General features: G+C 70.0%; 7 protein-coding genes. 3 read left to right on the top strand and 4 right to left on the bottom strand.

What is annotated here, in order from left to right:
• Positions 1 to 42: 42 nt before the first annotated feature.
• From ACYVN4_RS18850 to ACYVN4_RS18835, 4 genes are all read right to left on the bottom strand, one after another.
• Positions 43 to 1065, bottom strand: coding sequence for a hypothetical protein (locus ACYVN4_RS18850; protein ID WP_460722863.1), 1023 nt, complete (start codon positions 1063 to 1065; stop codon positions 43 to 45).
• A 121-nt stretch (positions 1066 to 1186) separates the two neighbouring features.
• Complete coding sequence (locus ACYVN4_RS18845) at positions 1187 to 2635, bottom strand: NAD(P)/FAD-dependent oxidoreductase (protein ID WP_460722861.1); 1449 nt, start codon at positions 2633 to 2635, stop codon at positions 1187 to 1189.
• A gap of 192 nt (positions 2636 to 2827) precedes the next feature.
• Complete coding sequence (locus tag ACYVN4_RS18840; RefSeq protein WP_460722859.1) at positions 2828 to 3718, bottom strand: serine hydrolase; 891 nt, start codon at positions 3716 to 3718, stop codon at positions 2828 to 2830.
• Between the two features lie 89 nt (positions 3719 to 3807).
• Positions 3808 to 4014: a hypothetical protein gene (locus ACYVN4_RS18835; RefSeq protein WP_460722857.1), complete on the bottom strand. Its 207-nt coding sequence runs from the start codon at positions 4012 to 4014 to the stop codon at positions 3808 to 3810.
• A 178-nt stretch (positions 4015 to 4192) separates the two neighbouring features.
• Between ACYVN4_RS18835 and recC the strand changes: the two genes are divergently transcribed.
• The 3 genes from recC (at position 4193) to recD (ending at position 13234) form a co-directional block, all read left to right on the top strand.
• Positions 4193 to 7564: an exodeoxyribonuclease V subunit gamma gene (gene recC / locus ACYVN4_RS18830; protein WP_460722855.1), complete on the top strand. Its 3372-nt coding sequence runs from the start codon at positions 4193 to 4195 to the stop codon at positions 7562 to 7564.
• Between the two features lie 109 nt (positions 7565 to 7673).
• Entirely contained in the window at positions 7674 to 11345 is a 3672-nt protein-coding gene (locus ACYVN4_RS18825) for a UvrD-helicase domain-containing protein (protein WP_460722853.1), read from the top strand.
• Entirely contained in the window at positions 11342 to 13234 is a 1893-nt protein-coding gene (recD, locus tag ACYVN4_RS18820; protein WP_460722851.1) for an exodeoxyribonuclease V subunit alpha, read from the top strand. The genes ACYVN4_RS18825 and recD overlap by 4 nt, the downstream gene beginning before the upstream one ends.
• Positions 13235 to 13367: the final 133 nt, after the last annotated feature.

The raw sequence follows: 13367 nt of genomic DNA, 5'->3' as shown, positions 1-13367 counted from the left end.
CGGAATCCCTGGTGAGGGATTCCGGCCTCGCTAGCGCAACCATCAGCCTTCGGTAGCTACCGCATCGGCAACCGGCGCGTCGGCCGGAGCCGGGGCATCGACCTGTCCGACCGGTGCGGCCGGTGCGAGATACCCGTTCACCGCGCCCACCGCGCCGCCGATGACGGCTCCGGCGGTCGCTGCCGGCACCGCGATCAGGCTGGCGGCCGCGGTCGCGCCCACGGCCGGGCCGAAGACCCAGCCCGCCGGAGCGAACGGCGTGCCCGCCATCGCGCCGATGAATCCGCCCATGACCCCGCCCGCGATCTCGAGCGGAGCGGCGACGCCCACGCCCACCGCGGCGCCGACGGCAGCGGTGCCGACGGTCTGCGCGGCCATGCGGTCCGAACGGCTCGGCTCGAAACCGGCCGAGTCGTAGGTGCGGGCCAGATCGGCTTCCGCACCCGCGGCGACCGCATTGACCTCCGCGGCCTGATCGGGCGTCATCCAGGTCGGAATGTCGATCTGGGTGTCACCGAAGCGCAGCTTGCCCTCGGGCGCGGCGATGGGCGCGACCTCGGGTGCGGACAGCGGATCGGGCTGGTGCAGCTTGCTCTGATCCACCGGCGCGAGAGCCGAATTGGGGATGTCCCGCACGCCGGTGGCGGAGTTGCGGCCCACCCGCACGGGCGCGACCGGACCGGCGGGAACCAGCGGGTCGGCCTCGACGGTGTCGCCCGCGGCGGCGTCGGTGGCGTCCGCGGGCTGTACCTCGGCGGCCGTGGCGTCGAGGTAGGTGTGGGCCTTGTCGGCCATGGCCTGCGGCATCGGCACCGCGAACTTGCCGAACGGGGTGTCGACCACCATGCCCTGACCGGCGTCGGTGCCACCGGGTGGGGTGGCGGCCGGCTGGTTGTCGACCACGGCCGGTTGGTTCTCGTCGGACGAAACCGGTTCCGCGGCACTGGTTCCCGCGGTCGCCAGGGCGGCGACCAGCGGCAGCGCGCCCGCGACCGCCAGTGAACCCAGGCGTCGTCGCACCGTGCTCGTCTCGCGTACCAAATCGACCGGTTGGCGTTTGCCCATGAATGACCTCTCTCCCGAATGTCAACGGATGTCGAACATTCGGATCCGGCCGGTGTGCCGGATTGGTCGGGACTTCGCCGCCCGGTCAGGGCGCTATCGAGACCGTACGGAATGTGTGCGGTCAGCCCGCGCGCTGCGCCGTGGACTCGCCCGGTTTATCATTCGCCACGGATTTGCCGTTGCCCGAAGCGGATTCGGTGCCGATCTGGGTGGCGAGGCGGCGCGCCTCGTCGGGATCGTCGAGCGCCTCCAGGGCCAGCCGCGCGAACACCCACTGCTCGGTGGCGGCCATCTGACCGCGGTGGCGGCCCAGGAACGAGACCATCCACTCCAGCACCGTGACGAAACGGCTGCGGAAGCCGACCAGGTACCACAGGTGCAGGCCCAGCCAGGCCAGCCAGGCGAAGAACCCGCTGAACTCCAGCTTGCCGACCTGGCAGACCGCGTTGAACCGCGACACCGTGGCCATCGAGCCCTTGTCGAAGTACTTGAACGGCTTGCGGTCTTCGACCTTCTGCTTGCCCTCGGTCTCGGCCTTGATGGCCTTGGCCGCGTAGGTGCCGCCCTGGATCGCGCCCTGCGCCTGCCCAGGCACGCCCGGCACCGACATCAGGTCGCCGACCACGAAGACGTTCGGGTAGCCCTTGATGGTGAGGTCGGGTTCGACGATGACGCGGCCGGCCCGGTCGGTCTCGGTGCCCTTGGACTTGTCGGCCAGGATCTTGCCCAGCCCGCTGGCCTGCACACCGGCCGACCACACCTTGCATGCGGATTCGATGCGCCGCTCGGTGCCATCGGGGTCCTTCACGGTGACGCCGCGCGCGTCGACATTGGTGACGATGGCGTTGAGCTGGATCTCCACGCCCATCTTCTCGAGCCGCGCCTTGGCCTTGCCGCCGAGCTTGGGGCCCATGGGGGCGAGCACCGCGCCCGCGCCCTCGATGAGGATGACGCGCGCGTCGCGGGTGTCGATATTGCGGAAGGTGCCGTCCAGGGTGCGGTCGGCGAGTTCGGCGATCTGCCCGGCCAATTCGACGCCGGTGGGGCCCGCGCCGACGACGCAGAAGGTCATGAAGCGGTCGCGGGTCTCCTGATCGGTGGCCAGTTCGGCCTCTTCGAAGGAGCCCAGGATGCGCGCGCGCAGTTCGAGCGCGTCGTCGATGGTCTTCATGCCGGGGGCGTAGGTGGCGAAGTGGTCGTTGCCGAAGTAGGACTGCTGCGCGCCCGCGGCCACGATCAGGCTGTCGAACGGGGTGACGTAGTCCTGGTTGAGCAGCCGCGAGGTGACGGTGCCGCCCTCGACGTCGATGTCGGTGACGTCGCCCATGATGACCCGGGTGTTCTGCTGCTTGCGCAGCACGATGCGGGTGGCGGGGGCGATCTCACCGACGGACAGGATGCCGGTCGCGACCTGGTAGAGCAGCGGCTGGAACAGGTGCGTGGAGGTCTTGGAGATCAGCGTGATGTCGACATCGGCCTTGCGCAGGTGCTTGCAGGCGAACAGTCCACCGAACCCGGACCCGATCACTACCACCCGATGGCGCTGCGCGACGGATTTCTCGGCGTTCATCTAGTTCCTGCTCCTCGCCAGACGGTGAATTACGACAACTCACGCACAACGGTAGTGCAGTGTGAGTAGCGCAGCCCAATCAGGACCGACCGAAAACAGACCTTTTAGACAACTCTCTAAAAGATACAAGATCGGCGGTCGGTCCCCGAGGATTCGCGGGCGGGCCGTGTCAATGACCCCTGGCAGCCGAAGTCAGCGGCCCTGGAAGAGCAATTGCGCCACGTGCGTGGTGGTTTCGGCGCCGTCGGTGTAGCCGCCCTGATCGCCCTGCTCGGTCATGATGGCGAGGGTGTAGCGCTCACCGGGACCCGCGAAGCCGACCGAATTGACGACCCAGCCGCCCTGCTCGTCGGACCAGCCGTTCTTCAGACCTGGGTTCATGGCCGCACCCGCGCCCCACACACCCCAGTGCTGGTTGGTGTCCACGTGGCGCATGCGGTCGAGCAGGTAGGCGCGGTCGTCGGGGTGCATGCGGGTGAGCACGTCGTCCATCAGCCGATCCAGGTCGGCGGGGGAGCACTGCTGGAAACCCCAGTCCGGGAACAGCTTGACCTGCTCGATATTGGTGGTCGGGGGTAGCGGGACCAGACCGGTCATGCCGTTCGCGCGGAAGGCGTTGTTGAACGACATCCGGTCGATCCCGGCGTACTTGTTCCAGAGGATGTCGGCGGCATTGTCGTTCGAGGTTGCCAGCATCGACTCCATCAGCGCGCGGTCGTCGGGGCCGAGCTGGATGGCGCCGACGCGGGCGCGGTTCAGCAGATCCTCCGCGATTGCCAGCTTGATGGTGGAGGCGGTCCAGAAGTTCGTGTCGGCGTTGCCGTTTCGGTACATCCCGCCGGTGACCCGATCGCGCATCACATAACCGGTCACGCCGGGACGGGTGGCGAGGTAATTGTCGACCGCGGCAATGCGATTGCTCATGTCGGCGTCGAATCCGGAAACCGGGCCCTGGGTGTGCACCGGGACGGCACCGGCCACGGGAACGAACGCGGGCGCGGCCGGAATCAGGGCCGCGGCAGCGAGGACACAAGCGGAGGAGGCCACGCGCCGGGCCTTGGGGGAACGCACGAGGGAAGACAATAGAGGGTGATATGCCCTATACGCACGTCTTGCAGGACGTCGGCGCTTCTGTTATCGAATCGACACTGTCGCACCGATTTTCGCGCTTCTCAGTGGAAAGCCGCCTGTAGCTCTTCGATACTGCGGCCATTGAGGCGGTAGCAGTGCTCGAATGCCTCGGTGTGCCGATCGCGCGGCCAGGACTGGAGAACGACGCCGCGGCCGTAATGCCGGGAGTTGACGAGCTCCCAACGGTCTCCCACCCGGCGCACCGTGAATCCGGTTCTGGGCACCAGGGGAATCACCGACGCAGACATCGATGTGAACCAGCCTTTCCGATCAAACTTCGAACCTCCCCGAAAGGCACTGTCGCATACCACACCTGAATTTCCCGGTGACGCGCCCGAGCAAATCCCCCGCGTGTGGCAGGGGTCACCCGGCGAGCCGGGAGGGGTGGTGTTTGCATGTCGTTCGCCAACTGTATAAACACAGCTCGTGCACATTCACCGGGCCGAACGCGCGGACACGCTCGCCGACGCGCTGGCCGAGCTGCTCGCCGATCCACTCGGCGATCCGTTCACCCCGGAAGTGGTCGCGGTCCCCGCCAAGGGCATCGAGCGCTGGCTCGAACAACGCCTGGCCACCGTACTCGGCTGCGGCGACACGGGATCCGGTGCCGGTGGCCCGGGATCGAGCACCGACGGCATCGCGGCCAATATCGATTTCGCGGACCCGGCGGCACTGGTGGGTGCGGTGCTGGCGGAGGCGACGGGCGTGGATCCGGAACAGGATCCGTGGTCGCCGGAGCGGTTGGTGTGGACGCTGCTGCCGGTCCTGGACGACGTGCTGACCGAGCCGTGGGCCGCGGTGCTGGCCCGGCATCTGGGCAATGGCGATCCGAGCGGGCATCGGGTCGGGCGGCGGTATGCGACCGCGGCGCGGATCGCGGCGCTGTTCGACAGCTACGGCGCGCAGCGCCCCGCCATGGTGAACGAATGGGCCGCCGGCCACGACACCGACGGGGCGGGGCATGCGCTGCCGCCGGATCTGCTGTGGCAGCCGCTGCTGTGGCGGCGGGTGCGCGGGGTGGTCGGGGTGCCCAGTCGGGCCGAGCGGCTGGCCACGGCATGCGCGCGGTTGCGCGCGGAACCGTCGATCGTGTCGCTGCCGGAACGGATTTCGCTGTTCGGGGTGACGCGGCTGAGCACCGATCAGCTCGAGGTGCTCTCGGCGTTGTCGTCGGGGCGGGGTGTGCACCTGTGGCTGGTGCATCCCAGCCCGGCGCTGTGGACCAAGCTCGCGGACGCCGAGGTGATCCCGAATGCCGGTGTGCGCGTGCGGCATCCGTTGCTGGCGGCGCTGGGTCGGGATGTGCGGGAACTGCAGCAGCGGCTGGCGGGCTACGACCACATCGACACCTATCACCCGCGCCCGGAGGCTCCGGCCCCGGCCGCGCGGACGCTGCTGTCGGAACTGCAGGCCGCGATCCGGCAGGATCGCTGGTCGCTCATGCCGGAGCCGAGCCTGGCCGATGGGACGATCGCGGTGCATTCCTGCCACGGCCCTGCCCGGCAGGTCGAGGTGTTGCGTGATGCGCTGCTGGGCGCGTTCGCCGCCGACCCGACGCTGGAGCCGCGCGATGTCATCGTGCTGTGCCCGGACGTGGAGAGTTACGGGCCGTTGGTGCGTGCCGCGTTCAGTCAGTGGGCGGCGCCCGCGTCGCCGCATTCGCCCGCCGAGGCCGGGCATCCCGCGCACGGGTTGCGGGTGCGGCTGGCCGACCGGGCGCAGCGGGCGGTCAATCCGCTGCTGGATGTGATCGGCACCCTGCTCGAGCTGGCCGACGGCCGCGTCACCGTGACCGAGGCGCTGGATCTGTGTGCGGCCGAACCGGTTCGCTTGCGCTGCGGCTTCGACGACGATGACATCGAGCGGCTGCGCGAATGGGCCACCGAGACCGGGGCGCGCTGGGGCATCGGGCAGCGGCAGCGGCAGGCGTTCGGGCTCGGGGATTTCGCGCAGAACACGCTCAATGCGGCGGTGGACCGGATTTTGCTCGGGGTGGCGGCGGGTGAATCCAGCGAGGACTGGCTGGATCTGGTGCTGCCGCTCGACGATGTGGACAGCAATGACATCGATCTGTCGGGGCGGTTCGCGGAATTCGTGGACCGGTTGGCGGTGTGCCTGCGGGATCTGCGCGGGTCCACGCTCGACGAACCGGCAGGTTCGGCGCGGCCGGCGGCCGATTGGTCGGCGGTGCTGGGGCGGGCGTTGGATCTGCTGACGGAGATGCCCGCGAATCAGGGCTGGATCGGTGTGCAGGCGCGGCGGGAGCTTGCCGCCGCGCTGGAACCGGCCGGTCGGATTCCGCTGCGGCTCAGCGATATCGGCGCACTGTTGAATGCGCGGCTGGCCGGGCGGCCCTCGCGTGCCAACTTCCGCACCGGGGAACTGACCGTGTGCACCATGGTGCCGATGCGTTCGGTGCCGCACCGGGTGGTGGTGTTGCTGGGGCTCGACGACGAGGTGTTCCCGCGCACCGGCGGTGTCGACGGTGACGATGCTTTGGCGCGACATCGACTGCCCGGTGACCGCGATCCGCGCAGCGAGGACCGGCAGTTGCTGCTGGATGCCATCATGGCCGCCGGTGAGCGACTGATCCTGCTGCACACCGGTTCTGATCCGGTCTCCGGGGCGCATCGCCCGCCCGCGATTCCGCTGGCCGAACTGCTCGACACCGTGCGCGCGCACGTCGGCGCGGCCGCGCTGGAGCGGGTGGTGCGGCGACATCCGTTGCAGCCGTTCGATCGTCGCAATTTCTGCATCGACGATCCGTTCAGCTTCGACACCGTCGCGCTGGCGGGTGCGTTGGCGGCGGGGCGGGCGCCCGCGCCGCGCCCGCTGTTCCTGCCCACGCCCCTGCCGGGCACCGAGCGTGGGGATGTCGAACTCGCGGATCTGGTGTCCTTCGCCGAACATCCGGTGCGCGCATTCCTGTGGCAGCGCCTGGGCATTCGGGTGCCCGAGGAAGAGGAGGAGATCGCCGATCGCCTCCCCATCGAACTCGACGGCCTGACCAAATGGAACATGGGCGAGCGCATGCTCTCGGCGCGGCTGACCGGTGCGGACCCGAATGTGTTGCGCGCCGCGGAATGGCGGCGCGGCACGCTGCCGCCGTTCACCATGGGCGCGGCCGTGCTCGACGAGGTGGAGGGCACGGTCGATCAGTTGGTGCGGGTGGCGCGGCCATTGCACGAGATTCCGGCGCGCACCATCGACATCGCCGTGGATCTAGGGGACGGCCGCCGCCTCACCGGCACTGTTCCGGATGTTCACGATGACGCGCTGCTGCGCACCACGTTCTCGCGGCTGGCTCCGAAACATCGGATGGCGGCGTGGATTCGGCTGCTCGCGCTGGCCGCCACCGGAACCCATCAGTCCTGGCGGGCGATCACCATCGGCCGCGGTAAGCATCACCGGCCCGCGTGGCAGTCCACGCTCACCTCGCCGACCGCGCCGCTGGCGCGCGGCATCCTGCGCGATTTGGTGCTGCTGCGTGACGAGGGCCTGTCCGAGCCGCTGCCCATTGCTCCGTCGGCCTCGGCCACGTATGCCGAACGCCGCCTGGCGGGTGCGACCACCGAGGACGCCCTGCACGCCGCCGAACAGGATTTCGACGACCGCTTCGGTGAACACACCGACCGCTATTTCCGGCACATCCTGGGCCCGTCGCCCCGTTTCGACCAGCTCACCGCGACTGCCGCTCCCGCCCCGCCCGGCGCCGACCCCGAGCCCACCCGATTCGGCGAACTGGCGCGCCGCCTCTGGAATCCCTTGCTCACCAACGAGAATCAAGGCCAGCCGTGACCGCCCCGAGGAGGAACATCCTGTCCCGCACTCCAGCACGCCTTCTCCCCGTGGCTGCATCCCTCGCCCGCGGAACCCGGCTGTGCCCGGACGCCGATGGTGCGCGCGCATGACGGACGACCTGTTCTCCCTGACCGATCCCGACCTGGCCCCCCGCCCGGCAACGCGCACCCGGCGCAGCACCGAAGGCCCGGTGGGCGAGCCACGCCGCCGCCGCGAAAGCACGCCGCCGGAGCCCGAGACCCCCGACCTGTTCGACTCCGGCGCAACGGCTTCTGCCGCCGATACGGCAGTCGGGGGCGGAGATTCGAGCGCGGATCGTCCGGGTGACGTGCCCGACGCGGAGGTCGTCGGCGAGGGATTGTGGGATTCCGGGGTGGTGGCCGGTGATGCCTTGCTCGGGTCGACCCGCCGGTCCGGAGGCGACGCGGATGTCGCCGGTTCGGTTGTGGGGCCCGAGGATTCGGGGAATCGGTTCGAGTTGACCGGGCCGCTGCCGAGCGGGACGACCGTGCTCGAGGCGAGCGCGGGGACCGGGAAGACGTATGCCATCGTCGGGTTGGCGGTGCGGTTCGTGGCCGAGGGCGGGATCGATATCTCGCAGTTGTTGCTGGTGACGTTCAGTCGGGCGGCGACGCAGGAGTTGCGGGAGCGGACCCGGGATCGGTTCGTGGGAGTGGCGACGGCGCTGGGGGATCCGGAGCGGGCGCTCGCGTCCGGTGATGAGCTGATTCGGCATCTGGCGCAGGGGAATCCAGGGGAGATCGCGGCGCGGCGGGAGCGGTTGCTGGTCGCGCTGTCGGACTTCGACGCGGGGACCATCGCGACGACACACAGTTTCTGTCAGCGGATGCTCGACGAGCTGGGGCTGGCGGGCGAGCAGGATCCGGGGGTGCGGCTGGTCGAGGGGATCGAGGACGTCGTGTCCACGGTCGCCGACGATCTGTACCTGAGCCGGTACGCGCGTGGTGGTGCGCCCTTCCCGGCCGCGGACGCGCAAAAGCTGGCCGCCGCAGCGGTCGGCGATCCCCACGCGCTGCTGCAGCCCGAGGCCGAGTCCGACGAGGATCCGGCCGCCGAGCGGGTCGCCTTCGCCGCCGCCGCGCGGGTGGAAACCGCACGGCGCAAACGGCTTTCGGGCTTGCGGGACTTCGACGACCTGCTGGTGCTGTTGCACGGGGTGCTGGCCGATCCCGAGCACGGGGCGCTGGCTTGCGGGCGGATCCGCGACCGCTACCGGGTGGCGCTGGTCGACGAATTCCAGGACACCGATCCGCTGCAGTGGGACATCCTGCGCCGCGCCTTCCACGGGCACGCGACGCTGGTGCTGGTCGGCGACCCGAAGCAGGCGATCTATGCCTTCCGCGGGGCCGAGGTGCTGAGCTATCTGGACGCGGTCGCGCACGCCGACGGTAAACGCGAACTCACCACCAACCGGCGCAGCGATGGGGGACTGTTGACCGCTTTGGAGCATCTCCAGGGCGGTGCGGCGTTGGGGCACAAGGAGATCACCGTGCACCGGGTAGCGGCGACCCGGCCGTTCTCGCGACTGTCGGGGTCGCCGGAACTGGTGACGCCGTTGCGGCTGCGGTGCCTGCCGCGCAGTGGCGCGGGACCGCTCAACCGATCCGGATATCCGACCGTGGGCCGCCAGCGGGAACGCGTCGCCATCGACGTGGTCGCCGATATCGTCGGCCTGCTCGGCTCCGGGCTGCGCATCGACGCGGGGACACCGGCGGAAAGGCCCATCGGCCCCGGCGATATCGCGGTCCTGGTGCGCTACAACAAGCAGCTCGATCTGGTGCGCAAGGAACTCGAGGCGGCCGGTGTCGCCGCGGTGCTGGCGGGCGGCGCGAGCGTGTTCGGCACGCCCGCGGCCACCGACTGGCTGTGGGTGCTGCACGCTTTGGAGCAACCGCATCGCGCCGACCGGGTGCGGTTGGCCGCCGGAACACCGCTGCTGGGATTGAGTGCGGCCGAAATCGATGCCGGGGGAGCGGATCTGGTGGGCCGCCTCAGCGCGGACCTGCGTGATTGCGGGCGACTGTTCGCCCGGTCCGGGTTCGCCGCTGTCGCCGAACGCCTCAGCGCCGAAACGAAACTCGCCCCGCGCCTGCTCGCCCTCGAAGGCGGCGAACGACAGCTCACCGACCTGCGGCAGATCGCCCAGCTGCTCGACGAGACCGCGCTGCGGGAAGGCATGGGCCTCTCGGCGCTCACCCGCTGGCTCGCCGACCGGGTGCGCGACCCGGCGTCGGGCAGTGTGGCCGGCCGCAGCCGTCGCCTGGATCGCGATGCCGAGGCGGTGCAGATCGCCACCGTGCACGCCAGCAAGGGTCTCGAATTCCCCATCGTGTACCTGCCTTTCGCGTGGGATACCGGCAAGATGCGCAATCCGCCGACCCTGCTGTTCCACGACGAGCAAGGGCGGCGGGTGCTCGATGTCGGTGGTCCGGACGCCCCGGGCTACAACGGCCGCCGCAAGCGCGCCGAGGACGAGGAGCAGGCCGAAGAGCTGCGCCTGCTGTATGTGGGACTGACCCGCGCGGGTGCGCAGGTGGTGGCCTGGTGGGCGCCCGCCTTCGACACCCAGACCGCGCCCCTGCACCGCATGCTGCTGGGCCGCGAACCCGGCAGCCCGGCCGTTGCCGACAAGGTGCCGGTGCCCGCGGATTCGGTGGCGCTGGAACGCATTCGGGAATGGGCCGCGGCCGCCGAACCCGGCGTGATCGCGATCGAACCCGTGCGGGAGATCACCCGCGCCCGGCTGCCAGTGGACGACACCGCCACCGCCAGCGAGCCGTTGGCCGCCGCACGCTTCGACCGCACTCTCGATCAGGCGTGGCGGCGCACCTCCTATTCGGCGCTCACCGCGGGCGCGCATGACGCTCTCCCGGCCAGCGATCTGCCCGAGGGCGGCGTCGCCGACGAACCGGCCACGCCGACGGTGCTGGCCGACGAGCTGGACGCCTTCGCGGGAGCTGCGCCCTCGCTGATGAATTCGCTGCCCTACGGCGCGGAATTCGGCACGCTCGTGCACGAGGTGCTCGAGTACGTGGACACCGACGCCCCCGATCTGGCCGCCGAGATTCGCGCCCGCTGCCTGCACGCGGTCGGCGAGCAGATGTTCGACGCCGACCCGGAGGTGTTGTCCGCGGCGCTGCTGGCGGTCATGCACACGCCGATCGGGTTCGGGACGCTGGCGGGGGTCGCGACCCGAGATCGGTTGAGCGAGCTCGATTTCGAACTGCCGCTGGCCGGGGGCGACGACCCCACCGCCGGGCGGGTCACCGTGCCGCGCATCGCCGAGCTGTGGCGTCGCCACGTGCCCGCCGACGATATTTTCGGTCCGTACGCCGATCAGTTGGCGCATCTGGACGACACACCGTTGCGTGGCTTCCTCACCGGCAGTATCGACGCCGTATTGCGGACGGCCGGGCCGCGTTTCGTCGTCGTCGACTACAAGACCAACCGACTGGGCACCGGCGACCTCACCGTGGCCCACTACACCTACGAGCGCATGGGCGCGGAGATGATGCGCTCGCACTATCCGCTGCAGGCCATCCTGTATTCGGTTGCCCTGCACCGGTATCTGCGCTGGCGGTTGCCCGGTTACGATCCGCAGCAGCATCTGGGCGGTATCCGCTACTTGTTCGTGCGCGGCATGATCGGTCCCGAAACCCCGGACGGTGCAGGTGTTTTCGACTGGCAGCCGCCGACGGGTCTGGTCGTCGAGCTGTCCGCCTTGCTCGCAGGTGATCTGAAGGTGGTGGGCGGATGACCTCGATTCAATTGGCGCAGCGCGGAACCGGGCTGTTGCAGGTGTTCAATAACGCTGGCGTTCTGTCAGCGGCAGACCTGCACGTGGCGCTACGACTGGCGCGACTGGGCGGGGAAAGCTCCGAAGCAGCGGTATTCGCGACCGCGCTGGCGGTACGCGCCGTGCGCTCCGGATCGGTGTGCCTGGAAGTGCGGCGCATGCACGAGATCGGCGTGGATGCCGAGGGCACCGAGGAATCGGCCATCGACCCGGCCACCCTGCCCTGGCCCGACGTCGAATCCGTCATTGCCGCACTGCGGGTCAGCCCGCTGGTCACCGGCAGCCCGGCCGGACCGCTGCGGCCGCTGCGGCTGATCGACCCGCCCGGCGGGGCGCAGACCGGTCCGCTGATCTACCTCGACCGGTACTACCGGCAGGAGGAGACCATCCGCCGGGTGCTGACCGAGCGGGCCGCCTCGCATCCCATGGTGGACGCGGAACTGGTACGGCGCGAACTGGATCGACTGTTTCCCGACCAGGCCGGGCCAGGCGAGCCGCCCGACCGGCAAAGGCTGGCCGCCGCGCTGGCCGCGACCCAGTGGACCACCGTGGTCGCCGGTGGCCCCGGCACCGGTAAGACCCACACCATCGCGCGCGTGCTCGCCCTGCTGGTGGCGCATCAGCAGGCGGTGCCGGGCGCGCCCGCCCTGCGCATCGCGCTGGCCGCCCCGACCGGTAAGGCCGCGGCGCGCATGCAGGAATCGGTGCGCGAACAGGCGGGCGATATCGGCCTGCCCGAACTGACCGCCGCGACACTGCATCGGCTGCTGGGCTGGCAGCGCGGTGGCGCGGGCCGCTTCAAGCACAACGAGTTCAACCGGCTGCCCTACGACGTGATCGTGGTCGACGAGACCTCCATGGTGTCGCTGACCATGATGAGCCGTCTGCTGCCCGCCGTGCGCCCCGACGCCCGGCTGGTCCTGGTCGGCGACCCCGACCAGCTCGCCTCCGTCGACGCGGGCGCGGTCCTCGCCGACCTGGTGGCGGGACCCGTTCCCGGACAGGCGAATCCGGTGCTGGACAAGATTCTCGGCGGGGAGTTGCGCGACAGCGCCGCGCACCCCGACGCCCTGTCCGTTCGGGAACGCGACCGGCTGAGCGGCGGCATCGTGCGCCTCACCCGCGGTCGCCGCTTCGGCGGGCGCATCGCCGAGGTGGCCGTCGCCATCCGCGCCGGGGACGCCGACGGCGCGCTGGCGCTGCTCGCCGACGGCGGCGACGAACTGTCCCTGCACACGCCCGACGACATCACCGCGGTGCGTGCCGATGTGCTGCGCGCCGCCCGCGACGCCACCGACGCGGCACTGGCCGGGAACGCGGCCGCCGCGCTCACCGCCCTCGAATCCCATCGCCTGCTGTGCGCCCACCGCCAGGGCCCCTACGGTGTCGAACGCTGGGACCGGCTTGCCGCCGGCTGGGTGGTCGCCGCGGGCATCAGCGCCGATCCCGGTGCCGGGCACTGGTATCCGGGTCAACCGCTGCTGGTCACCGCCAACGACCACGAGGCCCGCATCTACAACGGCGACACCGGCGTCATCGTCCGCATGCCCGACGGCACCCTACGCGCCGCCCTGCAACGCGGCACCGAGCCCTACCTCGTCCACCCCACCCAATTCCCGGCGGTCACCACCGTCTACGCCATGACCATCCACCGCAGCCAGGGCTCCCAATACGACACCGTCACCACCGTCCTCCCCGGCCCCGAATCCACCCTCCTCACCCGAGAACTCCTCTACACCGCCGTCACCCGAGCCCGCACCCACGTCCGCATCCTCGGCACCGAAGAATCCATCCGAGCCGCCATCGCCCGCCGAGTCCTCCGAGCCAGCGGCCTCCGCCACCACGACTGACCGTAAAGTGCCCCTATCAGTGATAATATGGGCATAGTATCGCCGAATGGGGTTCGAGTGGCAGGACTGGGCACTGGCACATCTGTTCGGAATCGAGCCGTATGAGGTCCGCCAAGTCCTAGCGGGCGAACAT

The organism is Nocardia heshunensis, from assembly GCF_054782115.1.
The sequence above is the reverse complement of the archived record's forward strand: the minus strand, read 5'-3'. Positions and strand labels throughout refer to the sequence as shown.

Excerpts from the sequence above, each read along its gene's own strand:
- ACYVN4_RS18850 (WP_460722863.1), bottom strand. The coding sequence starts at position 1,065 with ATGGGCAAACGCCAACCGGTCGATTTGGTACGCGAGACGAGCACGGTG.
- ACYVN4_RS18845 (WP_460722861.1), bottom strand. The coding sequence starts at position 2,635 with ATGAACGCCGAGAAATCCGTCGCGCAGCGCCATCGGGTGGTAGTGATC.
- ACYVN4_RS18835 (WP_460722857.1), bottom strand. The coding sequence starts at position 4,014 with ATGTCTGCGTCGGTGATTCCCCTGGTGCCCAGAACCGGATTCACGGTG.
- ACYVN4_RS18825 (WP_460722853.1), top strand. The coding sequence starts at position 7,674 with ATGACGGACGACCTGTTCTCCCTGACCGATCCCGACCTGGCCCCCCGC.
- recD (WP_460722851.1), top strand. The coding sequence starts at position 11,342 with ATGACCTCGATTCAATTGGCGCAGCGCGGAACCGGGCTGTTGCAGGTG.